20 protein-coding genes and 1 pseudogene are annotated in these 23,456 nt (G+C 67.9%); 14 read left to right on the top strand and 7 right to left on the bottom strand.

Annotated elements, in window-relative coordinates; genetic code table 11:
• Positions 1–3 precede the first annotated feature (3 nt).
• On the top strand, positions 4–1,281 hold the full coding sequence (locus tag AB8808_RS10745) for a glycosyltransferase (protein WP_369929214.1): 1,278 nt from the start codon (positions 4–6) through the stop codon (positions 1,279–1,281).
• Here the strand turns inward: AB8808_RS10745 and AB8808_RS10740 are convergent, their stop codons facing one another.
• Positions 1,282–1,932, bottom strand: a complete 651-nt coding sequence (locus tag AB8808_RS10740) for a DsbA family oxidoreductase (protein WP_369929212.1) — start codon at positions 1,930–1,932, stop codon at positions 1,282–1,284. It lies immediately after the preceding gene.
• Between the two features lie 43 nt (positions 1,933–1,975).
• Here AB8808_RS10740 and AB8808_RS10735 point away from each other — a divergent pair, with 43 nt between their 5' ends.
• From AB8808_RS10735 to AB8808_RS10710, 6 genes are read left to right on the top strand one after another with little or no spacing between them, the layout of a single operon-like run.
• Positions 1,976–2,773: a class I SAM-dependent methyltransferase gene (locus AB8808_RS10735; RefSeq protein ID WP_369929211.1), complete on the top strand. Its 798-nt coding sequence runs from the start codon at positions 1,976–1,978 to the stop codon at positions 2,771–2,773.
• Positions 2,774–3,766, top strand: coding sequence for a phosphotransferase enzyme family protein (locus tag AB8808_RS10730; RefSeq protein ID WP_369929210.1), 993 nt, complete (start codon positions 2,774–2,776; stop codon positions 3,764–3,766).
• Complete coding sequence (locus AB8808_RS10725; protein WP_369929208.1) at positions 3,766–4,608, top strand: radical SAM protein; 843 nt, start codon at positions 3,766–3,768, stop codon at positions 4,606–4,608. The genes AB8808_RS10730 and AB8808_RS10725 overlap by 1 nt, the downstream gene beginning before the upstream one ends.
• On the top strand, positions 4,605–5,645 hold the full coding sequence (locus AB8808_RS10720; RefSeq protein ID WP_369929206.1) for an asparagine synthase-related protein: 1,041 nt from the start codon (positions 4,605–4,607) through the stop codon (positions 5,643–5,645). The genes AB8808_RS10725 and AB8808_RS10720 overlap by 4 nt, the downstream gene beginning before the upstream one ends.
• Positions 5,597–7,423, top strand: coding sequence for an asparagine synthase (glutamine-hydrolyzing) (asnB, locus tag AB8808_RS10715; RefSeq protein WP_369929204.1), 1,827 nt, complete (start codon positions 5,597–5,599; stop codon positions 7,421–7,423). The genes AB8808_RS10720 and asnB overlap by 49 nt, the downstream gene beginning before the upstream one ends.
• Positions 7,420–8,625: a glycosyltransferase gene (locus tag AB8808_RS10710; protein ID WP_369929203.1), complete on the top strand. Its 1,206-nt coding sequence runs from the start codon at positions 7,420–7,422 to the stop codon at positions 8,623–8,625. Before asnB ends, AB8808_RS10710 begins: the two co-directional genes overlap by 4 nt.
• Here AB8808_RS10710 and AB8808_RS10705 read toward each other — a convergent pair.
• Positions 8,582–9,271, bottom strand: coding sequence for a cephalosporin hydroxylase family protein (locus AB8808_RS10705; RefSeq protein WP_369929202.1), 690 nt, complete (start codon positions 9,269–9,271; stop codon positions 8,582–8,584). The two genes, AB8808_RS10710 and AB8808_RS10705, sit on opposite strands and share 44 nt — an antisense overlap.
• Before the next feature lie 14 nt (positions 9,272–9,285).
• Here AB8808_RS10705 and AB8808_RS10700 point away from each other — a divergent pair.
• A pseudogene (locus tag AB8808_RS10700) lies at positions 9,286–9,963 on the top strand (phosphotransferase enzyme family protein); the annotation flags it as partial.
• A gap of 284 nt (positions 9,964–10,247) precedes the next feature.
• Here AB8808_RS10700 and AB8808_RS10695 read toward each other — a convergent pair.
• Both AB8808_RS10695 and AB8808_RS10690 read right to left on the bottom strand, forming a co-directional pair.
• Entirely contained in the window at positions 10,248–10,841 is a 594-nt protein-coding gene (locus AB8808_RS10695; RefSeq protein WP_369929201.1) for a polysaccharide deacetylase family protein, read from the bottom strand.
• Positions 10,842–10,876: 35 nt separating this feature from the next.
• Complete coding sequence (locus AB8808_RS10690) at positions 10,877–11,926, bottom strand: SDR family oxidoreductase (RefSeq protein WP_369929199.1); 1,050 nt, start codon at positions 11,924–11,926, stop codon at positions 10,877–10,879.
• A 109-nt stretch (positions 11,927–12,035) separates the two neighbouring features.
• Here AB8808_RS10690 and AB8808_RS10685 point away from each other — a divergent pair, with 109 nt between their 5' ends.
• On the top strand, positions 12,036–12,935 hold the full coding sequence (locus AB8808_RS10685; protein ID WP_369929197.1) for a LysR family transcriptional regulator: 900 nt from the start codon (positions 12,036–12,038) through the stop codon (positions 12,933–12,935).
• 15 nt (positions 12,936–12,950) lie between these two features.
• On the opposite strand, the gene AB8808_RS10680 is transcribed toward AB8808_RS10685, so the two are convergent.
• Both AB8808_RS10680 and AB8808_RS10675 read right to left on the bottom strand, forming a co-directional pair.
• Positions 12,951–14,528 carry an adenine nucleotide alpha hydrolase family protein gene (locus AB8808_RS10680; RefSeq protein ID WP_369929195.1) on the bottom strand — a complete coding sequence of 526 codons (1,578 nt, stop codon included), beginning with the start codon at positions 14,526–14,528 and terminating at the stop codon, positions 12,951–12,953.
• Between the two features lie 92 nt (positions 14,529–14,620).
• Positions 14,621–15,031, bottom strand: coding sequence for a hypothetical protein (locus AB8808_RS10675; protein ID WP_369929193.1), 411 nt, complete (start codon positions 15,029–15,031; stop codon positions 14,621–14,623).
• Between the two features lie 211 nt (positions 15,032–15,242).
• Between AB8808_RS10675 and AB8808_RS10670 the strand changes: the two genes are divergently transcribed.
• Positions 15,243–16,700 carry a neprosin family prolyl endopeptidase gene (locus AB8808_RS10670; RefSeq protein ID WP_369929191.1) on the top strand — a complete coding sequence of 486 codons (1,458 nt, stop codon included), beginning with the start codon at positions 15,243–15,245 and terminating at the stop codon, positions 16,698–16,700.
• A gap of 11 nt (positions 16,701–16,711) precedes the next feature.
• Here AB8808_RS10670 and AB8808_RS10665 read toward each other — a convergent pair whose 3' ends face one another.
• Positions 16,712–17,041 (bottom strand): hypothetical protein, encoded by a 330-nt coding sequence (locus AB8808_RS10665; protein ID WP_369929190.1) that lies wholly within the window; start codon positions 17,039–17,041, stop codon positions 16,712–16,714.
• Positions 17,042–17,356: 315 nt separating this feature from the next.
• Here AB8808_RS10665 and AB8808_RS10660 point away from each other — a divergent pair, with 315 nt between their 5' ends.
• From AB8808_RS10660 to AB8808_RS10645, 4 genes are all read left to right on the top strand, one after another.
• Positions 17,357–18,631: an MFS transporter gene (locus AB8808_RS10660; protein ID WP_369931240.1), complete on the top strand. Its 1,275-nt coding sequence runs from the start codon at positions 17,357–17,359 to the stop codon at positions 18,629–18,631.
• Positions 18,628–19,341 (top strand): TorF family putative porin, encoded by a 714-nt coding sequence (locus AB8808_RS10655; protein WP_369929188.1) that lies wholly within the window; start codon positions 18,628–18,630, stop codon positions 19,339–19,341. Before AB8808_RS10660 ends, AB8808_RS10655 begins: the two co-directional genes overlap by 4 nt.
• Positions 19,342–19,503: 162 nt before the next feature.
• The gene (locus AB8808_RS10650) at positions 19,504–20,640 is read left to right on the top strand and encodes a phosphatidylinositol-specific phospholipase C1-like protein (protein ID WP_369929186.1); all 1,137 of its coding nucleotides are present in this window, start codon (positions 19,504–19,506) and stop codon (positions 20,638–20,640) included.
• 68 nt (positions 20,641–20,708) lie between these two features.
• Positions 20,709–23,444, top strand: a complete 2,736-nt coding sequence (locus AB8808_RS10645; protein WP_369929184.1) for a TonB-dependent receptor — start codon at positions 20,709–20,711, stop codon at positions 23,442–23,444.
• The last annotated feature ends 12 nt before the right edge of the window (positions 23,445–23,456 follow it).

Genomic DNA, 23,456 nt, shown 5'->3' with positions numbered 1-23,456 from the left:
CCGGTGATCGTTCTGTTCACCCTGGGAACGCGGGGCGACATCCAGCCGTACGTGGGGCTCGGTGTCGGCCTGCAGCGCGCGGGCCACGCCGTGCGCATCGTGACCAGCGAATCGTTTGCGCCGATGATCCTCGCGGCCGGGCTGGCGTTCGCGCCGCTCACCGGCGACTTCAAGGCGACACTGGCGAGCGACCCCACCCTGTCCGCGCGTCCCGATCGGCTTGTCACGGTGGCCAGGATCTTTCGCGCCCGCTACGCCCAGTGGGCCCGTGACTGGATCGCGCAGGGCCGGGAGGCGTGTCGCTCGGCCACGCTGCTGATCGGCTCGGGCAGTGCCACCCTGCTCGCCCGATCCCTGGCCGAGGCGCACGACCTGCCGTTCGTGGCGGTGCAGTTGCAACCCCTTGCACCCTCGCGGCGGCTGCCTCCGCTGACGTTGGGGGGAAACGGGTTATCCCTGCCCGGCGGCGTCAACCTGGTCCTTTACCGCCTGCTGCGACTGCTGGTGTGGCGGGTCATGTGCCCCGCGGTGAACGGCGTGGTGCGCCCGGCACTCGGCCTGCCCCGCTTTCCCTGGCGTGGGCCGCCGCGGGACGGCGTGGATGGGCACGACAAGGTGCTCTACGGCTTCAGCGAGCAGGTGCTGCCCCGTCCGGACGACTGGGAAGAGCGCAGCCAGGTGGTCGGCTACTGGTTTCATGACGATCCGTCCTGGGCACCGCAGTCCGCATTGCAGGCGTTCCTCGATGCGGGGCCGCGTCCGGTCTATATCGGTTTCGGCAGCATGGTCGGTGCGCGATCCCGCGAATTCACCGACACGCTGCTGGACGGCCTGCGCAAGAGTGGGCAACGCGCCGTCCTCGTGACCGGCTGGGGCGGCCTGTTACCACCGGAGGACATCGACCGCGAACGGGTCTTCGTACTGGACCATGCGCCACACGACCGATTGCTACCGCTGATGTCCGCGGCGGTTCACCACGGCGGGGCGGGCACGTCGGCGGCGGCCGCGCGCGCGGGCATCCCGTCGGTGGTGATTCCCTTCTTCGGCGACCAGCCGTTCTGGGCCAGGCGATTGCACGGCCTGGGCGTGGCGCCGCCCCCGCTCGACCGGCGCCGGTTCACCGGCGACGACCTTGCGCATGCCCTCCGCACGACGCAACAGCCCACCATGCAAACGGCGGCCACGATGCTCGGGCAGGCCATCCGGGCGGAAGACAGTGTGGCGCGAACCATCGACCAGCTTCGCCGATGGCAGCTGTTGCCGGCTGACGCGATCGGTTAGTCAGGGCGACTCCTGCGCGATCTTGCGCAGCTGTCGCTCGAACTCCTCCGGTGGCTGTCCGCCGGAGATGAGGTACCGGTCGTTCACCACCACGGCCGGCACACCGGTGATGCCACGGCTTTGCCACAACGCTTCGTCGCGACGCACGTCCTCGGCATAGCGCCCCGTGTCGAGCACTTCCCGCGCCGCGGCGGCATCCAGGCCCACCTCGGCCGCTGCCGCGACCAGTACGTCGCGATTGCCCGGATCGGCCTGGTCGGTGAAGTTCACCGCGAGCAGCCGACGCTTCAACGCGTGCTGCCTGCCCTGCTCCGCGGCCCAGGCAAGCAGGCGATGCGCATCGAAGGTGTTGTAGATGCGGCTGTCGTCGGAGGTTTTCATGGCGAATCCGACATCGGCGGCGCGCGCCGTGATGCGTTCGCGGTTCATCCGAACCTCGTCCACCGACATGCCGTACTTGGCGACGATGTGTTCCAGCGTGTTTTCCCCGCCGGGCGGCATCTGCGGGTTGAGTTCGAAGGGATGAAAGGTGATCCGCGCGTCGACCTCGCCGGCCAGGCGCTCCAGTGCGCGCTCCAGCCCACCCAGGCCGATGGCGCACCAGGGGCATGCGATATCCGATACGAAGTCGATCTTCATGGGTTTGGACATGTCGTCACCTGTTCGTCGATCACACGATCGTACACGCCACCCCGTGATCTTCGATATCATGCCGGCCACGTCACGCAGCCGTCGGCAGGCCATGTCCGCAGGGATTCCACCACTCGACCTGTCGCGTCTGGCTCCCAGCCTCTACGCGCAGGGCACCGAGGAAGCCATCCTCACGCGCATCCTGGACCGTGTCGCGCCGGTCAGTCGTTACTGCGTCGATATCGGCGCGAGCGACGGCCTGCGCAACAGCAACACGGCCCTGCTGCTGCGCGAGCAGGGCTGGCTGGGCACCCTCGTGGAAGGCTCGGCCTACCGCTTCGGGCGCCTGAAGGAAACCTACGGCAACGCCGGCAACGTGCGACTGGTCGGCGAGCGCGTCCAGCCCGATACCGTGGACGCCCTGCTGGACGCCGCCGGCGTGCCGCCCGTCTTCGACCTGCTGTCCCTGGACATCGACGGCAACGATTACTGGGTATGGCGAGGCATGCAGCGCCATCGCGCACGCCTGGTGGTCATCGAGTGCAACCCGTATTACCCGCCGCCGGAGCGCTGGGTCATGGCCTACGACCCCGAACACCACTGGGACGGATCGACCCATTACGGGGCCAGCCTGGCATCGCTGGTGGCCCTGGGCACCACGCTGGGTTACGAGCTGGTGTGTTGCGACGACATGGGCAACAACGCGTTCTTCGTCGATCGCGCCCTCTATCCGCTGCTGGGCATCGCGAACAACGAACCGCGCCTCCTGTTCCGTCCCGCCATGTACAACCTGCGCTATGTCGGCCACAACCGCTTCCTCACCGGCCACCCCTACCGCTACGGTCCGGGCGAGGCGATCTGAGTGACGTCGGTGCCCGTCCTTCCCGCTGCCTACGACCTGCGCCTGCTGGGCGATGGCCAACCGGTCACCACGCGCGTGGCACGCTGGCGGAGCGACATCGGCGAGGTCGCGGTCAAGACGTTCGCGGCGGCCGATCGGGCACGCGGCGAATGGGAAGCCTGTGTCGTGGCCTTTCTCGGCGAAGGCCCGGCGAGCCCGGACATCCGTGTCCAGACCCTCGTGCCCACCCGTGACGGTGCGGCATGGGCCGGGCACCCGGGCGGTGGCTGCGTGCTGGTCACGCGATGGGAGACGGGCAGCTACCGCGCTTACGACACCTACGCCGCGCACGAGTGGGCCGCGCTGGGCCGCGGACTGGGCGCCCTGCACGCACGCCTGGACGCGATGCCGGCGGATGCGCCGCAGACGCTCTCCGCGCGACTGGCTCGTATCGATCCCGCGGCGGAACGCGCACGACTGGACATCGCGGGGCGGCCGCTTCCGGCCCATCCCCGGATCGACGCCGCCTGGGTCGCGCGCTATCTGGCCCTGTGCCGCGAGATGCTGGCGGCGTGTTATCCCGGGGCCATCGAAGGCTTCCCCACCGACGACGCCCAGCGGCCCATACACAACGATTACAACCAGTTCAATTACCTGTTCGGCGACACGCTGCCGCCGCTCGTCATCGACTGGGAAGCTTCCATCGGCGCACCGCGCGAATTCGAGGTAGTTCGCTGCCTCAACCATCTTCCGCTGCGGGCTCCCGCGCTGGCGCGCACCTTCGTTCATGCCTATCGGGAACGTCGCCCGCTGCGCGCCGGGCACATGCGCTGGGCGGTGGACGTGGCCTGCCTGATGCACGCCACCAAGCACTGGGTGTTGCAGGGCTGGCTGGACGGCCTGCCGGGCTTCGACCAGCGGCTGCTGGGTGCGATGGAGATGGTGACGATGCTGGCACGCGAGCGCGAACGCCTCGGCGCGTTCTTCGTCGACACCATCGAGGGATCGCACTGATGTCCAGCGAACGGCAACACGTGTTTCCGCCTCCCATGGAACGGCATTACCCCATCGTGGACGGACGCATTCGCACACGGTCGCTCGAGGCGCACATCGTCGACCACTGCAACCTGACCTGCGTGGAGTGCTGTTCGCTGTCGCCCCTGCTGCCGGCATGGACGGCCGATCCGGAGACGCTCTGCGCCGACCTGCGCCGCGCCTCGCGCGTGCTGCAACCCCGTGTGTTCAAGCTGGTGGGCGGCGAGCCGACCCTGCATCCCGCACTGGTCGATATCCTGCAAGCGGTGCGCGGCACCGGTATCGCGCCGACGATCTCGGTCACCACCAACGGGTTGCTGCTGGACAGGATGCCGGACGCGTTCTGGGCCGGCGTGGACGCGCTGACCATCTCGCTGTACCCACGGCCCCGCCTTTCCGAAGATCGCATACGGCACGTCGAGGCCATGGCCACGCGTTTCGATGTGCGCCTGAACTGGAAGCCGCAGGCGCAGTTCGTCCGGATGACACGCGACCCCGCCTCCACGGATGTCGCGCAGACGCAGGCGATCTACCACGACTGCTGGCTGCGGGAGCGATGCCACCTGCTGCGCGACGGCATCTTCTACACCTGCACACGTCCCGCGCATTTCCACACCCTCCACCGCGGGCGCGACGACTTCACGCAGGATGGCCTGCCGCTGCACGACGGCCCCTCGCTGGCCGACGAGATCCACGCCTACCTGTCGCGCGAGGCGCCCCTGCGGGCCTGCTTCCACTGCCACGGCGGCAGCGCCGTCATGGAGCCGCACCGCATGATGGGGCGGGCCGAACTCGACGCCGCAAAGGCCCGCTTCGCATGATCCTTCGCGAGCGCGATCCTTTCGGGATCAGGCAGGTCGTCTACCATCCCCGCAGCGCGACGTTCGGCGGCGGCATCCGCGAGCTGCTGCGCCATCCGCAGCTGACAACGGGGCCGCTGGACAGCCAGGCGATCGCCGGTTATCTCACCGGCGCACGGTATGCCGATCGCACGATCCTTGCCGACGTCCGGGCCGTGCCTCCCGGTCACGCCCTCGTCGAGGCCAGCGAGGGGCTGGCGGTGATAGAGCGACCACTGCGCCGCATCGCAGGCGACCTGGAAACGCTGCTGCTCGACGCCCTGCGCGACGCGTTGGCCGATGGGCGCGCCACGGCCGTCGCGCTCAGTGGCGGGCTGGATTCCGCCCTGATCCTGGGCCTGCTGCATACCCACGGCATCCGTCACCTGCCGGTCTACGTCCTCGCCACCGGCCTCCCCGGCTACGACGAGCGCGCGGCGGCCTGCGAGACGGCGCGCCGCCTGGGCGTCGAAGTGATCGTGGTCGAGGCCGATGCCCAGGCGTTCGTCGGCGCCCTGCCCGAGGCCATGCGTCATCTGGACGAACCGCTGTACAACCTGCATCCCGTGGCGAAGCTGCTACTGGCCCAGGCCATGGCGCGCGACGGCATCGTGCGGGCCATCACGGGCGATGGCGTGGACCAGGTGCTGCGACGCGATCGCTCCGCCGACTATCTGCCGTTGTGCCGGACCCTGTTCGAGGCCGCCGGCGTGGCACTGTCCCCACCGTTCCTCGCCGCGCCGGTGGTCGCACACCTGTGTTCGTCGCCTGCCGATCCGGACAAGCGCTGCATCCGCCGTCTTGCCCGGCAGCACGGTGTGGCGCGCGCGCTGACCGACGCCCCGAAGCGCGCGCGACTGGCGCCGCCGATGGATCTCGGGCACCTGCTGCCACCGGCGCCCATCCTCGCGCTGGCCGCCGTGCTCGGCCTGCCGGTACCGACACTGGCGACGGATGCGGAACGGGTGCAGTGGGCCACGCTGCTCCTGCTGCTACGCGACCTGGGCGTTACCGCCTGATGTGCGGCCTGGCGGGGCTGATCCGTTTCGACGGCGGCGCGCGGGGGCAGATCGCGCGCGTGCTGGCCGTGCGCGACCGCCAGCGTCACCGCGGTCCGGATGGCGAAGGCCTCTGGCACGACGAGCATGCGGTGCTCGGTCATACCCGACTCGCCCTGCTGGATGCGCCACACGGCGCCCAGCCCATGGCGAGCCCGGACGACCGCTACGTGCTCGTCTACAACGGCGAGGTCTACAACCATGACGCCCTGCGCCGCGAACTGGCGGCGCACTGGTCGTTCCGCTCGTCCAGCGACAGCGAAGTGGTGCTGGCTGCCTACGCCACCTGGGGCGAAGCGTGCGTGTCGCGCTTCAACGGCATGTTCGCCTTCCTGGTCTGGGACACGCGGCGGCGACGCGCCTTTGCCGCGCGCGATCGCCTCGGCATCAAGCCGTTCGTCTTCATGCAGGACCACGACGAGTTCGTCTTCGCCTCGGAAGCCAAGGCCCTCCTTTCCGCCATGCGCACCCGTCCGCGAGCCCATCGGGAAGCGGTGACCGAATACCTGGTGGCGCCGTTCTTCAGCGGCGTGGCGCGACCGATGTTCGACGGCATGGCCTACCTGGCACCGGGCCACGTGTTGCACGTGACGGAGGACGGCGTACGCACCCGGCCCTGGTTCGTCGAAGGCGATGCATCGCGCGCGGCGGCCTCGTGGACCGACACCGCGCACACGCTGCGCCACCACCTCGACCAGGCCGTGCGGCGCACCCTCATCGCCGATGCGCCGGTGGGCCTGTTCCTCAGCGGTGGGCTGGATTCCACGCTCATCGGTGCGTTGGCCAGGCGGGCGGGTGCGACACCGCCCAGCTTCACCCTCGCCTTCGAGGGACATGCGGCGTATGACTATGCGGCCTCGCTGATCGTCGATTCGGACGACCAGCCCTACGCGGAACTGGCGTCGACGCAACTGGGCCTGCCACGCACGGACGTCGTGCCGCTGCGCGCCACCTTCGCCGACAGCGTGCGTGACGTGGCCGCCCAGAACGACGCCCTGCCCGCGTGGGAGCAGGAGGTGGCACAGCACCACCTGGCCCGCGCCGCCAGCCTCAGGGTGAAGGCGGTGATGGTCGGGGATGCGGCCGACGAAACGCACTTCGGCTACCACTTCCTGCTCGATCCGCACGCGGTTGCCGATCCGCTGCACGTGTTGCAGCGGCTCACCGGCGATCCCTACCTGCGCCCGGGCTTGCTGGACGCACCGCTGGTCCACTTCGCCGGGCTGTATCGGCAACTGGCCGTCGACGCCGGCCATGCGTGGTCGACATCGGCGGATGGCCGGCGCGCCACGCAATGGCTGGTCCGGCACCGCTGGCTGCAGCGGCTGCTGCACAACGGTGACATCCATGGCATGGCCCATGGCCTGGAGGCCCGCGTCCCGTTCGGCGACACGGACCTGCTGGACGTCGCCGCATCGATCTCGCCCGAGGACGCGCTGCGCGATGGCGCGGAAAAGGCGCTGCTGCGCGAGGCGGCGCGCGGCCTGGTGCCCGAGGCCATTCGTTGCCGGCGCAAGTCCGCGCTGCCGAAAGACCAGGGCACGGGCGAAGCGATCCGGCGCCACGCGCGCGACACGCTGGCCACCCACGGCGAGCCGGTCGCCGCCGTCATGGACGTGCCGCGCCTGTTGCGCCGCTGCGCGGATGCCCGGCCGCTCGACGAACACGAGCGCGCCGTGATGTTCCGCGCCGCCTCGCTGTCGCACTGGGCGACCCTGCACGACGTGGACCTTGCATGAGCCGCATCCTCTTCTGCGTGGTGCCCGAGCGCGGCCACGTCAATCCCTGCATCGCGCCGGCGCTGGCGCTGAAACACGGCGGCCACGCCGTGGCGTTCCACGCACCGGGCGACATCCGTCCACAGCTGGCGCGTGCGGGCGGCTTCACCTGTTTCGGACCCACCGAATCGCCCCGCCCGGCCGATTGGCGACGTGGCGCCGGCTTCGCCCGGCAGGTACGCGATCCGGCCTGGCTGAGGACGTGGGTCACCTCGTTGTTGCTCGACGACGTGGAGGCCGAGGTGGCGCGCATCCGCGACAGCATCCAGGCATGGCGCCCGGATGTCGTCGTCATCGATCCGTTGCTCTACGCCGCCGCGATCGCCGCCGGAGCGGCAGGCCTGCCATGGGTCGCGATGTCCAACTCGCTCAACCCCGTGCTTCCGGCGTCACTGGATTCCGAACTGCTGCGTACCGTGGCGTCGCTGGCTCCACGGCGCGCGGCGTTGTTCGCCGCCCACGGCATGGCGCCCCGGTTCCGCGGCTGCGACGTCCTCTCGCCGTGGCTGACGCTGGCGTTCACTACGGAGCACTTCGTCGGCGATGCCCCGGCGGGTGTCACGCTGGTGGGCCCGTCGCTTTCGCCGGGCGCACGCGGCGACGAGCCCGCGTTCGACGGCGATAGCCTCGATGCCGCACTGCCGCTGATCTACATGTCGCTGGGTAGCCAGATCTACTACCAGCCCGCGATGTTCGCGACGGTGATCGACGCCGTGCGCGACCGGCCGCTGCAACTGCTGCTTTCCGTGGGCGACCTGATCGACACGGATGCCTTGCCACCGTTGCCCGGCAACGTGCGGGCCGTGCGCTACGCGCCCCAGCTGGCAATGCTGGAACGTGCCTCCCTTTTCATCACCCACGGGGGCGCCAATTCGGTGATGGAAGCGTTGTCCTTCGGCGTGCCGATGATCGTCTCGCCGCTGTGCAACGACCAGTTCCACCAGGTGCACTTCATCGAACAGGCGGGGGTGGGACGGCATCTCGACCTGCGTCATGCATCGGTCGAGCAGACGGCAACGACCATCGAGGCGATGCTCGGCTCGCCCGGGCTACAGGCGAACGCCGCACGGGTCGCACACGGCTATCGCCGGTCCGGCGCCGACGAAGCGGCGCGCCTGGTCAGTCGGCTCGCCGAAGAAAACCGTCGGGCGACAGGGTCATGATCACCCGGTCCTCGATCTCGTGATCCACCGCGAAGCGCGGATCTTCGGCCAGGAACGCCCGCGTGGCCGTGGCCGGGTTGTTACCCCTGCCGTACGGCTTGCCGGCGAAAGTCTCCGGCGGCAGGTGCTCCATGATCGTATCCATCACCACGACATAACTGCCCGGCGTGACCCAGGGCGCATAGGTGCGCAGCTCGCCCAGCACGTGCTCGTGGGTATGCGTGAGGTCCAGCACGAGCATGACCGGGGACCGCTCGCCGACCAGCGTCCTGACCGCCGCCACCGTCGCTTCATCGAGCGGATGACCTTCCACCAGATGTATTCGCGCGGCCAGGCGATGCGCCGCGAGACGCTCGCGCACCTCGGGGCGCAACCGCGGCTCGATCGCCACGACGATGCCGTCCTCGCCCACCAGCTCCAGCATCGAGGCGGTGAACACCGCACCGCCACCGGCCGCGACGCCGGTCTGCACGATGCAGCGTGGCCTGATGCGCCAGACCAGTTCCTGGATGGCCAGCATGTCGCCCGGAAGATGGAAGAACCGCTCGCCCAGCCACCGGGTCTGGAACACGTGATCGGTTTCGCCCGCGCGGGTCAGCCAGGCGAGGGTGAGATCGCGCATGCGCGTGGCGATGCGTTCGGACATGGCAAGGGGCTTCCATGGACGGCGTGACGGAGGGCGCGTTGAGCCGGATGCTGCAACGCGCCTGGGGATGGGGCGAGGTGCGCCTGGTCCCGCTCACTGGCGGTCATATTAACAGGTCGTTTCTCGTGCACGGCGACGCCCCGTCCTGCGTTGCGCGCCTGTCGTGGGCGGGGAAAACGTCGGCCCAGGTGGATCGGGAAGCGAGGATGCTCGCGCTGGCCACCGAGGGCCTGCACACGATCGCCGTTCCCACGATCATCCCCACGCTGCATGGCGCCGGCCATGTCACGACGGCGGCCGGTCAGTGGCTGCACGTCTTCGAACGCATCGAAGGCACCACCGGCGTGCCCGTCGGCGTGCCGGGCGCCTCCGCGGATGCCATGCATGGCCTGGCGGTGCTGCATGCCGCGCTGGCCCGTGCCGACACGGACACCGGCGATCCGGTGGCCTGGCTGCTCACCCGTTACCGACGCGTGTACTCACGCGGCATGCCGACCTGCATGCACGGTCTGGTGCGGGAACGCGAGTACGACGCTGTGCTGACGCACGCAGGCGACTGCCTGGCCCGGGCGTCGACATCGCCATGGGCATCGCGGCGGATCCAGTGGCTGCATGGCGACTTCCATGCGGGAAACCTGCTCTTCCACGGCGCGCGGCTGCGCGGGGTGGTGGATTTCGACGAGGTGGGGCAAGGCTCCGCCTGGCTGGAAGCGGCGTTCGCGGCGTTCGCGCTCAGCCGCGACGTGACCGGCGAGGATGCCTTCCGCTTCGATGCGGTCGCATGGGAACGATCGATGCGCGGCTACGCGCGGTCCGGATCCGTGGGCGATGTCGCGACGTGGATCGCCCGCCGTGACGTCCTGGCCACGCTGTTCTGTGTCGACCAGGTGCTGATCCACCTGGAAGCGGCGCAACGCGGCCTGTGGACACCCGGTCCCGGCATGGGCTTCCTTGGCGGCTGGCGAACCCTGCTGGATCAGGCCTCGCTGGCCAGCGCCTCCGGCGAGGCCAGCCAGCGTCGCACCGCTTCGACCGTGGCCCCCCTCGTCTCGTCGCAGGGCGACCCATCGTGCAGGCAAACGACCGCATCCTCGCCGGCCGCCGACTGATCCACCGCATGCGCACGCAGCCGGTCCGCAAGCTGCGCCGGGCACGGCGCGGGTAGTAGCCAGTCTTCGAACAGGGCCGTCCACCCGACGTGCGCGCGACCCAGCCGTGCCAACACACGCCATCGTGTATCGCCGTCCTGCGTCCCGTACGGCAGCCGCAAGGGAATGACGGCTGGCGGCTGCCTGCCTGTCGCGGCATAGGCATCCCGAATCACCGCGTCGGTGGCCGCGATCTCGTCGGCCAGTGACGCATCGGTCAGCTGGCCGTCGCGTGCGTGCGACCAGGTGTGATTGCCTATCGCATGGCCCTCGTCGAGCATGCGTACGAGCACGTCGCGCCGCGCGGCCGCGTGCTGACCGAGGACAAAAAAGGTCGCCTGCCGACCGGCGCCGCGAAGCACATCCAGCAATGCGGTAGTCGAAGGGCCGGGGCCGTCGTCGAAGGTAAGGTGAATCGCCATGATGCGCTCATGATAACGCGCCCCCCGTGCCGTCATCAGGGGATGATCCCGCGCTCCCGGAACCGCGAGAACAGGCGGAAGAACATCCCGGCGGTGTCCTCGCAGGCATGGAAGCCTGCCCGACGCGCCTTCGAACCGTCGCCGAACATGTCCCATGTCCACGAGAACACGAAGTCCGCGAAGGGCCACGCCGCGACGTGATCCATGGGTAGCGGTGGCAGGCCGTGCCGCTCCCGCAGCGCGTCCCAGGTGCCTGCCCTGTCCGGCATCACCTCGGCCAGTGACATGGCCATCGGCGGCGTGGCCTCCATGCCGAACCACGCGGCAATGCGGGGCCACAGGTCGCACCAGCGCACCAGGTCGCCGTTGCCGATATTCCAGGCCTGGTTGCCCGGCGCGTCGGTGGCGGCCCAGCGTGCCGCGTTCGCCAGAAGGTCCGCATCGGTGAATTCGATCAGGCGTGTATAGGCCTGCGCACTGCCGGGGAAACGCAGCGGCACCTCCAGCGCCTTAGACACGGACGCATAGACGGCGATGGCAAGCGCGAGGTTGAGCGGGTTACCCACCGCGTCGCCGCCGACCACCGCCGGACGCAATGCCGACCAGGTCCAGGCGGCGGACTGGCCGACGCGTTCCAGCAGGCGTTGCTGCGCGGTCATGAACTCCGTCGGCAGGATGGGCGGATCGTCCTCGCGCGCCGGGGTGCGGAACGGCCCCAGGTGGGCACCGTAGACCTTGTAGCCTTGCATGATCGACACATGCCGCAGGCCGTGCGCCACCGGCAGCAACCCGTCGAGCAGGTTTTCCAGCATCGTCATGTTCGGCCCGAGCAGGCCCGGCCAGGTCGGACTGTCCTGGTAGGCCGCGTAGAAGACGTGGGTCACCTCGCGCGCCTCGCGCAGTGCAAGACGGCTGGACGAACGGTCCAGCAGGTCGACGGCCAGGGCATGGTGGAGGCTGTTGGCCTCGCCGCCGCGCCGTGACGCGGTGACGATCGCCCAGTCGGGTTGCCCGGCGAGATGGCGTGTCAGCTGGCTGCCGATGACGCCATGGGCGCCGACTATGAGGGCGGTGTGGGAAGGCATGCGCTCGGGTTCCAAGGGAAAGAAGGAGCCGCCAGCGTATTCAGTGCTCCAGGCAATGATTAGTCCGACCATCAGGCTTACACTTATAAGAAATCGCAATGGAACTCGGATGGATCGCCTCCTCGCCATGCAGGTCTTCGTGCGCGTCGCCGAGCGCGGCAGCTTCTCCGCTGCCGCGCGGGCCATGGGCATCAGCCAGCCGTCGGCAAGCCAGCAGGTCGCCGCCCTGGAGGCCGAACTGGGGGCGCGCCTGATTCATCGCACCACCCGGCGCCTGACCCTTACCGATGCGGGAGCGCGCTACCTCGAACAGGCGACCGTGGTGCTCGATGCCCTGGCCGCCGCGGACGCCGCCGTGAAGGACGACCCGAGGCAACTGCGCGGTCGCCTGCGCGTCCAGGCGCCCAGCGGTATCGGGCAGCAGGTGGTGGCGCCGTTACTGGTGGCCTTCCAGGCGGAGCATCCCGATGTCCGGGTGGAGCTGGCCCTGGACGACCGCATCGCCGATGTCGTGGCGGAGAGGGTGGACCTGGCCCTCAGGCTGGGCCCCTTGCCACCGAACGGGCTGGTCGCACGACACATCGGCCGGGTCGAACGCGCGCTCGTGGCCGCGCCCGACTACCTTGCGCGACACGGTACACCGCGTACGCCGGACCAGCTCAGCCTTCACCCGCACGTCCGCTTCAGCGGCAGCGTCGACCATCCGCTCAGGCTGACCGGACCGGACGGACCGGTCACCCTCGCCGTGTCGCCGGGCTTCGTGGCCAACAACAGTTTCGTGCTGATTGCCGCGCTGGTCGCCGGCCGCGGTATCGGTGGCGTGCAGTTGCCGCTCGTGCGTAACGAACTGTCGCGCGGCACGCTGGTGCGCGTGCTCGACGCGTTCGCCTACCCGCCGCTGGACATGCACCTGGTGCTGCCGACGCGCCGCCATGTGCCATCCATCGTGAGGGCCTTCATGACGCGCGTCGAAACGGCCGCCGCGGACGCGTGTCGTTCCGACGCGTGAATCGACCGACCCGTTTCACGCGGTTTGCCGTGCGAAACGTTCCAGCCAGAGGAAATTCGCCAGGGCGGAGGTCGCCCCATGGGACTGCGTGCGCACCACGGTGTCCAGCAAAGCGAACACCGCACGCGGTTCGACCAGCCCGATGTCGGCCAGCGCGCACTGCGTCAGCTGCGCGGTCAGCAAAAGCGCATGCCGCGCGATCAAAGGCGGCAGCACGTGGGCGAAGGTTTCCTTGCTGTACCCCGGCGGAAACACGTCGGCGCCCAGTTGCGATGCGAGGTAGCGACGCATCACTTCCCTGCCCCGTCGGCTGGCCCGCGGCAACCGGTGGCAGAAGGCCACCAGCTGCGGATCGCCCAGCGGAGCGACGGGCCATTGGCCATGGCGCAGCATGTCCGGCGCACGACAGCCGTTGGCGATCAGCGATGTCATCGGCACGGGACCCGCTGGCGCGTCGAACGTGCGCAGGCTGCGCGCCGCCTCGCGCGCCCGGGGCGTCAGCAGACCTTCCGCGCAGATCGCCGATTCGCCGACCCAGCCCGGGTCCATCGCCGCGCCGGACCGCGCTTCGCCGGCGTACGCGGGAAACAGTTCGTCGCCGCCGACGCCGGTGAAGAGCGTGTCGCGACCTTCGGTTCGCGCCGACGACCACAACGCCATGCAGGCTTCGAGATAGAACTCGCGATAGAACCCTTGCGCGCCCGCGGGCGCCATGTCCAGATCGGGCGGCCAGTCGACGATGTCGACGGTCGCATCCGCCAGGCCCAGGCGATCGACGATGAGCGAGCGACGCGGCACCTGCGTGTCGCGCACCTCGCCGTCCAGAAGGATGCCCCGGCTGGCGAGGGTCGTGCCCAACGAACGCAGCACCGTGGCCACGGTCGCGGAATCCATGCCGCCGCTGAGCTCCACCGTCGCATGCTCCCCGACCGGTCGGGCGGCGGCGCTTCGCCGCAAGGCGGCCTCGAAGGCGGGCAGGTCGTCCTCTCCCTCGCGATCCTCGCGCGGGGCGCTGGGTGCCACCGGGTCGGGATATCGCAGGTGGGCCTTGCCCGGTTCGACGTAAAGCGACGCGCGCTCGGTGAGCATCGTGACGCCGCTGTACGGCTGCCGCGCGGCATACATCGTGTGCATCGCCAGGCGATGCGTGACGACTTCCGTATCCAGGGCCATGGGGAGCGCGGCGAAATCGGCGGAATCCCACGACAAAGTGATCCGGTCGTTCGTCGCCCGTGCATACACGGGGGCCGATCCCAGCATGCCTGCCCGTATCCTCAGGCGACAGCCGACGCGTGCCACCTCCACCATGAGGTAATCGAGCGGCCAGAGCACACACGCCTGGTAGAGGTGATGAAATGCCTCCTCGTCCACGTGCCTCGGCGCGCGTGGCTCGCCGGTAGGCGCAGCAAGGCCCGCGGTGCCCGACTGACGCTCCCGCACGACCAGGAACCAGCGATCCGTCGTCACGACCAGGCAGGATTCCAGCATGCGATGCGCGTAAGGCGTGATCCTGCTGTGTCCCACGACCACCGATCCGTTGCGCCAGGACGGCGCCAGCGAGAGGTCGTGCAGTGCGATGTCCGCCTTGATCACACCATGGTCCCCTTCATGAGAAAGCCGCCCCCGTGAGGGAGCGGCCCGATGGTCACGATGCCCGCGCTATCGCGCGGATCATCCGCTGGCGATCAGCCCCAGTCGCCACCACCGCGCGATCCGATACGGCCGATATCGCCGGTGTCGTCGATCTTCGGCTCGTGCTTGAACGCCGCCATCGTGCGTTGCAGCGGGCCGTCCATCGGTATCCCGAACGGATTCATCATTCCTGTGTCTTGCATGGCGAGATCACGCTGGTCCATGAAAATGCTCCACTGGGTGAGGCCGCGGTAGCGCGGCTCGACGAAGCTAGCACGCGGTACTGCCGACGAACCGTCCCGCGCGCAGCGGTTGCAGAAAACCGGTATCCATTGCCGGAAACGTGCTTTTTCGGCCTGACGAGGGACGCACGGGAGGCTGCCGCTGCCCGGGGCGTTCTGCACGCCGGACGACGATCCGTGCATGACCGTAACCCATTGCTTTGCTAATGCTTTCCACGGCACGAAAACGCGTACGGATCGCCGTGTATCCACGCGCCAGACGAGACCCCGGTCACACTTTCCCGCCGGAGGGCGGCACTAAGCTCGGCGCGCCCTGGACGTCGAAGCCGACGTACGGGCATCACCCAGGGTACGCACGATCACCACCACGACCCCCTACCCGGCATGGCGACATGCGGCCGGTCCTTCGCTACGCGTCAAAGGATTCCTGACCATGCCTTCCCGATACGGTTCCGCCACGAAGCTCCCGTTCGTGCAGCTCACCGCGGCCCTTGCCCTCGCGCTGGCCGCCTGCCCGCCTGCCACGGCAAGCACCTCGCCCGCCGCCGTCCAGACCGACTTCGTCGATACCATGATGCCGCCGCTGGCGCCGCCAGGGACATCATCGGTGCGTGCCGCCCGCCACGACGCGATCGTCGCCGCCGCGGCGCCCGCGGAATTCGTCGCCTTCCTGAGCGAGGTCTCCAACGCCAGGTACGCCACCGTCTCCCATGTGGCCGGCCTTTCCGAGTCCGCTTTCGACGACATGCGCCACTACCTGCGCAACCGCTACGACGGTGTGACCGTGGTCCGATCGTTCGCCGAGCAGGGCACCACATACGACTGCATTCCGACCGGGCAGCAGCCGGCCTTGCGCGACGGCAGCCGTATCGCCACACCGCCGGCGTCGGGGCCGGTCGCCACGCATGCATCGAGCGCGTCTTCGACGGTTCCTTCAACCTGCCCGGCGGGCAGCATCCCGCTGGAACGCGTGGGCCTGGACCAGCTCACCCGCTTCACCAGCCTGAAAGCGTTCTTCGCCAGGAGTCCCGCTCCGGAAGCACACCGGCAGGCATCGGGGTTCGCCACCGCGGATGCGTCGTCGACGCATCACTACGCCTCGATGTTCGCCAGCATGGATGGCGCGGAAATCGCCGGCGCCGGTGCCGACCTGAATATCTGGAACCCGGCCTTCGTCACGTCGAACGACTATATGTCGATCAGCCAGATATGGCTCGACGGGGCCAGCAGCAGCAACCAGACGCAGACCCTGGAAGTAGGCTGGCAACGGCGGCCCAGCTACGGCACTTGGGGTAACCAATCCATCCTGTTCGTCTACTCGACGCAGGACGGCTATGTCAGCACCGGCTGCCACAACCTGGAATGCGGCGAGTTCGTGCAGGTGGCATCGGGGAATGTCTTCGGCGTGGCCTTCGCCGCCAGCCGTTACAGCAGCACCAACGGTGCGCAGGGCGTGGTGAAGGTGGCGTTCCAGCGCAATGCCGACGGCAACTGGTGGCTCAACGTCGATGGCACCTGGGTGGGGTATTACAAGGCGGCGCTGTACTCGGGCGACCTTGCCACGACAAGCACCAACACCGCATTCACGGCTGGCGGCGAGACCTACGCGAATGGCGGCGGCGCAAGCACTCCCATGGGCAGCGGTGTCTTCGCGGCCAATGGCTACCGCAAGGCGGCCTTCCAGGCCAACCATTTCTACATCGACAGTGCCCTTACTTCACACGCCGTCACCCAACTGTCGAGCGTGGTCGTCAGCGACCCCGCCTGTTACACGATCGCGTTCGCCGGACAGCGTTACAGCGGCGTCGTCTCCGGGGCCAGCACGATTGCGCCGTCACCGGAAATGACGACCGGTGAAGGCTTCTACTTCGGTGGGCCCGGTTGCCACTGAACGAAAAGACCTCAGTCAGGCTCGCCCCGGTGGTCGGCGTCAAGCCAGCCCCGGGGCCGGTTCATCGCCCACTCCACCTCGCGCGCTTCTTCCTCGGCCAGGCCACCGCCACCGATCGCGCGCTGCAACGCTTCGCGCGACAGGCCGAGCAGCTTCGATTTCCGTATACGGGGCTCCAGGCCTTCGGGGCCCAGTTCTTCCATCAGGCCGATGAGGTTCGCCCGACGGATGCGCTGGAGGCGCAGCATCGAATCGATATCCGCCGTCACCGGTGCGGACGGAAAAACGTCCGAAGCGGAAGATGCCTCCGGCAGGGGGGTATGCGATCGGGAAAGGTTCATCACGGTCTTGCCTGCTGCATTAATCGGGACTCCGCGTCGCTAAGCTAGCGGCATTCGGCACCGATTGCTCGCCGGAAATAGGCACTCCCGCTGCGGACTTCCGCATAGTCGGATAGCTGCTTCGACACGTATTGCAATCGATTGCTCATTAGGGGAGCCTTCGCGCGGCACGACGGCTCCGCTCAGCCGCAAACCTGTCATCGACAGCGAGCGCTTGCTGGACCGTCACTGGCGCAACCCTGTCCTTTCGGTGTCTCCACCATGCTTGCGCGTTCCGCCATCCCGCTTCGATCCGTACTCGCCAGCCCCCGGTCGATGCGGCTATGGCAGATATTCAATATGAATGTCGGCTTCTTCGGTATCCAGTTCGGGTTCGGCCTGCAACAGGGCTTCATGAGCCCGATCTACAAATACCTGGGAGCCGAGGATGCCTCGCTGCCGCTCCTGTGGCTGGCCGGCCCCGTCACGGGCCTGCTGATCCAGCCACTGATCGGTGCGCTCAGCGATCGCACCACGTCGCGTTTCGGTCGCCGTACGCCTTATTTCGTCGTCGGAGCGATCCTGTGCAGCGCCTGCCTGTTCGCCCTGCCCGGCAGCGGTACCCTGTGGATGGCCGCGGGCCTGCTCTGGGTACTGGATGCGGCCGCGAACGTGACGATGGAGCCCTATCGCGCCTTCGTCAACGACATGCTGCCGCCCGCGCAGCACGCCGCCGGGTTCATGGTGCAGAGCGCCTTTACCGGCCTGTCGCAGACACTGGCCTACCTCATGCCTTCCATGCTGGTGATGCTCGGGATGCATGCCGATCGGACCAACGCGCACGGCGTGCCGGCCGCGGTCGAAGTCGCCTTCATCATCGGTGGTGTGGTGTCGGTGGCCTCCATCGCCTGGTCGGTCTACACGACGCGCGAAGCGCCCGTCACGGCCGACGAGGCAACGCCACTATCGTTGCGCACGGCCGTTCTCGACGTATGGACCGCCGTGCGCGACATGCCCGCCACCATGCGCCAGCTCGCGGCGATGATGCTGTTCCAGTGGTATGCGATGTTCTGCTATTGGCAGTACGTCGCCCTGTCCCTTGCACGCGCCTTGTACGGCACCACGAACGCACACGATCCGCATTTCACCGATGCCGCGCTGCTGAGCGGACGCATCGGCGGCGCCTATAACTTCGTCGCCTTCGTCATGGCGTTCGCCATGCTGCCGCTGCTGCGCAGGGTGGGACCGGCCCGGCTGCATGCCGCGTCGCTCCTGCTGGGCGGGCTGGGTATCGTGGCGGTGCCGGCCATCACTACACCATGGTTGCTGATCGTACCCATGATCGGCCTGGGCATCGCCTGGGCCAGCATGATGGGCAACCCCTATGCGATGCTGGCCTCGTCGATTCCTCGCGAGCGCGCAGGCGTCTACATGGGGATATTCAACACCTTCATCGTCGTACCGATGCTCATCCAGGTGCTCACCGTGCGGGTTTTCTATCGCCTTCTCGGCAACGATCCACGGCACCTCCTGCTATTGGCGGGTGTAGCGCTGTGCATCGCCGCCGTTCTGGCGTGGCGCGTCCGTGCCCCGGCGGCCCTGACGGTTTGAAGAAACGAGTTCGCGCGGCCCTGCTCGTCGCCTGCATGCCGCTTGCCTTCGACTCGACGTCCGCCTTGGCCGATGCATGGCGCGGGACGGTCGGCGTCAGTTCCCAGCTGGTCGGCCTCGGCGTGGCCATGGCCGGACGAGGCCCTGTCATCCAGGCCAACGAAACGCGCGTGGGCACATCCGGCTGGTCGGTGGGTGCTTCCGGCAGCTACCAGGCCGGGCGACCCCGCCACGCGCTCGAAGCCATCCTCCAGGCCGGCAAGGCATGGCCGTTGTCGGACCGTTGGGACCTGCAGGCCTCGGTGGCGCATTACCGGTATCCGAGCCACGATCGCATGGCACGCACGCTCGACCAGACGCAGGTCGGTGCGACGGCGATCTATCGCGACGTGTTCAGCCTGAGTCTGTGGAGCGTGTCGCTGGCACATGGCTCACCGCGCCCGCACGCGGAAGTCGATGCGGCTTTCCACTGGCCGCTGACGGCCTGTTTTTCGCTCGATACAGCGGTGGGCGAGGCGCAATATCTTGCTCCTCGCCACTGGTATGCGAACGACCAGAGGCCGCATTGGTTCGCCTACGGCCATGTCGGTCTCGACTGGAACCGGATGGCCTGGCATGTCGCGGTGCAACGCATTGCCAGCACCTTCCATCGTCCACTCCACGACTACCGTGTGGCACCGTGGGTAGCGACGATCAGCCGGGATTTCTGACACGCATGGCCGACATACACGGCCGTATGGATGTCCATTGTCACGGGGCGTTAGTGCTGGAGTAACAATGTGCCGATAACGTGCATGGCTGACCGCTGCGAATCGTCGATCCCATCGACAGGTTTCGCCGGCGATTTTCCTTGGCCCTGGGGCTGCACCGTCATGAACCTTTCATGTCACCGCGCCGTGCGGATGCTTTCGCTCGCCGGCATCCTGCTGGCGTTGCTTCCCTGCGGGGCGAGCGCGGAAGCGCCGACCCGCATCAACGACGTGCAGTACATCGGCAGCCATAACAGCTACCACGCCGGCCTCGCCCCGGGCGAGGCTGCCGTCTGGAAGCAACTGAATCCCTCGCTGTTCGCGAAACTCGACTATGCCCACCCCGCCTTGCCGAAGCAGCTGGACGACGGCGTGCGCCAGGTGGAACTGGATGTCTATGGCGACCGGCTCGGCGGACGCTATGCCCATCCGGGCATCGTCGGCCGCGTAGCCGCGGCGGGGCTTCCCGCCGATGCGCCGTTCGCCGATCCGCAGGTCATGGCGACGCCGGGATTCAAGGTCATGCATGTGCAGGACCTCGATCAACGCAGCACCTGCGAGCCCTTGCAGGCATGCCTTCATGAACTGCGCGCCTGGTCGCTCGCGCACCCCGGCCATCTTCCCTTGTTCATCCTGCTCGAAACGGAAGAAGAGGCGCTGCCGCTTTCCGTACCCTTCGTACCCGTGGTGCCCGAACCGTTCGACGCCGATGCGATGAACCGGCTCGACGCCGAAGTTCGCCGCGTCTTTCCGCGTTCCTCCTACATCGCCCCGGACGACGTCCGTGGCCATTACGCCACACTGGACGAAGCGGTGCGTCACGATGGATGGCCCACGCTGGCCGCAGCGCGTGGCCACGTCATCTTCCTCCTCGACCAGCATTCGGTCGGCAAGGCGTACCTGCAAGGCCACCCCGCGCTGCGCGGTCGCGCCATGTTCACCAACGCCACACCAGGGGAAGACGATGCCGCCTTCCTCGAACTGAACGACGGACCGGCGGACGAGATCGCAAAGCGCGTACGCCAGGGCTACCTCGTGCGTACACGCACCGATGCCGACCTGGTCGAGGCCGCCCACGACGACGTGCGTCGCCGCGACGCGATGCTCGCCAGCGGCGCACAGCTTTTGAGCACGGATTTCCCGGCCCACGAGCCGGCGTCCACCGGTTACGTCGTTGCCTTCCCCGGCAACGCGGTGGCCCGCTGCAATCCGCTGCGCCTCCACGAGAGCTGCGCGCGGATGGACCTGACACACCGCTAGCGCTTTCTGCCGCCGCTTTCCTGCCTTCCCCTCCGTTTACCCCCTTACCTTCCCTGCCTGAGGTCTCCATGCGCGTGTCCCTTTCTCCCTGCCTGCTCACGCTGGCCATCGTCACCGCCCTCCTCCATGTCGCGCCGGTACACGCGAACGACGTGGACGGCACCACGGACACCAGCGACAAGAAGGTCACGGCCTTGAAGGGCATGAACGTGGATGCCCAGGTGGCCGCTGCCGGCACTGTCGACGAACAGCGCCTGGGCACCGGTGTGACCACGGTGATGAGCAAGCAGCAGATCGAGGCCGTCCCCTCGGCCAACATCGCCGATGTGCTGGCGCATCTGCCGGGCCTGTCGTCCTACAGCGATATGCACCTGGGCCAGGCGGCCACCGGCGAAAGCGAGTACGTGACGATCCGCGGCCTGGATTCCAGTTACAACGCCTATACGCTCAACGGCTTCGCGCTGCCGGAGACCGACGCCTCCACGCGTGCCATCTCGCTGGACATGCTGGCCCCGTTCGGCATCCAGTCGGTGAAGGTTTCCAAGACCCCAACCAGTGACATGCCCGGCGATGCCATCGGCGGAACGATCGACATGCGCACGCCGACGGCGTTCGACTTCGCCCGCGACACCTACGCGAAGACGACGGTGCAGGGGCGGCTCAACGACCTGGCCGACCACCGCGGGCTGCCGGACAAGGGCGGCGTGTTCCAGCAGGAGTTCGCGCACAGGTTCGGGCCGTCGAAGCAGCTGGGCCTGTATGCGGCCGGTTATTACGGCAAGTACGACAACGCCGCCGAAGCGGTCGCGCCCAACGCCGGGTACACACCGGTGAATGCAGCCAACGCGTCGGTGGACGACCTGTCGAAGGCCGGCCCACTGCAGAGCTCGCAGTACAAGTACAGCGTCTACAACAACCAGATCAAGCGTTACGGCGGCAACGTGTCGCTGGACTGGAACGGCGAGACCACCTCGCTGTTCGCCCGCGCGCTCTACGGCGTGTACGACGTGCAGGGCGAGCAGAACCAGATGTCCGCCCGTAACCAGGGCAGCACGCAGGTGCTGCGTGGCGGCTACTTCGACACGCGCGACATCAAGGAAAAGACCGCCACCCTGCAGCTGGGCGGAAGCAGCACGATCGATGCGCTTACCCTGGGCTATGGCACGTCATACGGCGTCGGCTCGCGCAACGTGCCCGATTACGTGGAGGCAAGCCTGTATGGTCCCCGCGCCAACGGTCAGTTCGCCTTCGACCTGAGCAACCCGACCTTCCCCAGCCTGGCCGGCAACGCGCCGGCCTTGCGCAACTACGTCTACAACCTGGCGACCGACAGCTTCTGGAAGACCCAGGGTGGCGATGCGGGCAGCCGGGACAACCGCGTGAACGCGCATGTCGACGGCACCTACACCTTCAGCGACCGCGCGATCGAGAATGTCGCCTTCGGTCTTTCGGGCGACACGTCCAGGCGTAACGCCTACGATCATCCCTTCACCCACGACGATAACAATTTCGTCTACGGCGGCCCCTTCTTCGGCGGTCCGAACTATTCATCCGCGGCACCGGGTGGCCCCTCGCTCGCGGCCCTACCCGGACACCTGGTCACGAACCCCTTCGGCGGGCGTTACGCCGGCCCGTTCAAGCTCATCGACCGCCGCTGGGTGCTCGACCAGGCCGTGCCCTATAAATATCTCGACGATCCGAAGGGCAGCGGCGTATACACGACCAACGATTACAACGCCAACACGACATCGAGCCGGGAAAACATCGTCGCCGGCTACCTCATGGCCACATTCCGCGTTCAGGACCTGACCATCACGCCGGGCGTGCGCTACGAACTGACCGACTATTCGGCGACGTCATGGCGCTCCAACGGTGACGACGCAACGGGCGCCTTCGTCAACCAGGGCAAGCGCTACGGCGAGATTCTCCCCGGTATCGCGCTGAACTACCGCCCCGACGAGCTGACCGTCTACCGCGCCTCGCTGCGACGCAGCTTCAGCCGCCCGGCATTCGGCCTCATCTCGGGACAGACCACCTATTCCATCGACGACATCAGCGGCCAGGTAGTCGGCATCTCCAAGCCCAACCCGGACCTGCGCCCGACCACGGCCGACAACCTGGACCTGTCGGCGGAGTTCTACGACACCACGGGCGGCATGGTCACGGCCTCGGCGTACTACAAGCGCCTGAACGACTTCATCTTCACCTCGCAATCGTCCACCGGCAACGACAGCACGCTGGGCGGCAACGTGCCCACCGGTACGGTGCTGACGGGTGGCGTGCCGGTCAGCATGCCGGAGAACGGTGGTGCGGCGAAGATCTACGGCATCGAGATGGCCCTGCGCAAGCAGTTCGTCACCCTGCCCGGCCTATGGAGCCACTTCGGCGTGGGCGGCAACCTGACGGTGCAGCACAGCTCCGCGCACAGTGGTCGTGATGATCACCCCGGGACGACCTGGTTGCCGCGTGCGCCCGAGCGCATGTACAACGCGAACCTGTTCTACCGCGACGATCGTTTCCACGCGGACCTGATCTACAACTACACCGGCCTGCAGCTGATCGGCCTCAACGGCAACGGCCTCGACTACTACCTGCAGCCCGTCAAGACGCTGGACCTCTCGGCCAACTACGACCTGCCCTACGGGCTGGGCGTCGGCGTGTCGGTGAAGAACCTGCTCGACCATGCCACGTTCTACGAAACCTCCGGCAAGTCACGCCGCTACCTGGCGTACGATCCGGGTGCCGACGGTGCCTATGTGCAGACAGGGCGGATCTACATGGTCAACCTCAGCTACACCTTCTGAGCCGGGACACGC

The sequence above is a fragment of the Xanthomonas sp. NCPPB 2632 genome (assembly GCF_041228075.2).
Lineage (GTDB): Bacteria > Pseudomonadota > Gammaproteobacteria > Xanthomonadales > Rhodanobacteraceae > Luteibacter.
This window is presented reverse-complemented; position numbering and strand designations above follow the sequence as displayed.

Coding starts and splice junctions, on each gene's coding strand:
- AB8808_RS10740 (WP_369929212.1), bottom strand. CDS start 1,932: ATGTCCAAACCCATGAAGATCGACTTCGTATCGGATATCGCATGCCCC.
- AB8808_RS10690 (WP_369929199.1), bottom strand. CDS start 11,926: ATGCCTTCCCACACCGCCCTCATAGTCGGCGCCCATGGCGTCATCGGC.
- AB8808_RS10645 (WP_369929184.1), top strand. CDS start 20,709: ATGCGCGTGTCCCTTTCTCCCTGCCTGCTCACGCTGGCCATCGTCACC.
- AB8808_RS10705 (WP_369929202.1), bottom strand. CDS start 9,271: ATGTCCGAACGCATCGCCACGCGCATGCGCGATCTCACCCTCGCCTGG.
- AB8808_RS10685 (WP_369929197.1), top strand. CDS start 12,036: ATGGATCGCCTCCTCGCCATGCAGGTCTTCGTGCGCGTCGCCGAGCGC.
- AB8808_RS10695 (WP_369929201.1), bottom strand. CDS start 10,841: ATGGCGATTCACCTTACCTTCGACGACGGCCCCGGCCCTTCGACTACC.
- AB8808_RS10725 (WP_369929208.1), top strand. CDS start 3,766: ATGTCCAGCGAACGGCAACACGTGTTTCCGCCTCCCATGGAACGGCAT.
- AB8808_RS10670 (WP_369929191.1), top strand. CDS start 15,243: ATGCCTTCCCGATACGGTTCCGCCACGAAGCTCCCGTTCGTGCAGCTC.
- AB8808_RS10720 (WP_369929206.1), top strand. CDS start 4,605: ATGATCCTTCGCGAGCGCGATCCTTTCGGGATCAGGCAGGTCGTCTAC.
- AB8808_RS10650 (WP_369929186.1), top strand. CDS start 19,504: ATGAACCTTTCATGTCACCGCGCCGTGCGGATGCTTTCGCTCGCCGGC.
- AB8808_RS10660 (WP_369931240.1), top strand. CDS start 17,357: ATGCGGCTATGGCAGATATTCAATATGAATGTCGGCTTCTTCGGTATC.
- AB8808_RS10710 (WP_369929203.1), top strand. CDS start 7,420: ATGAGCCGCATCCTCTTCTGCGTGGTGCCCGAGCGCGGCCACGTCAAT.
- AB8808_RS10665 (WP_369929190.1), bottom strand. CDS start 17,041: ATGAACCTTTCCCGATCGCATACCCCCCTGCCGGAGGCATCTTCCGCT.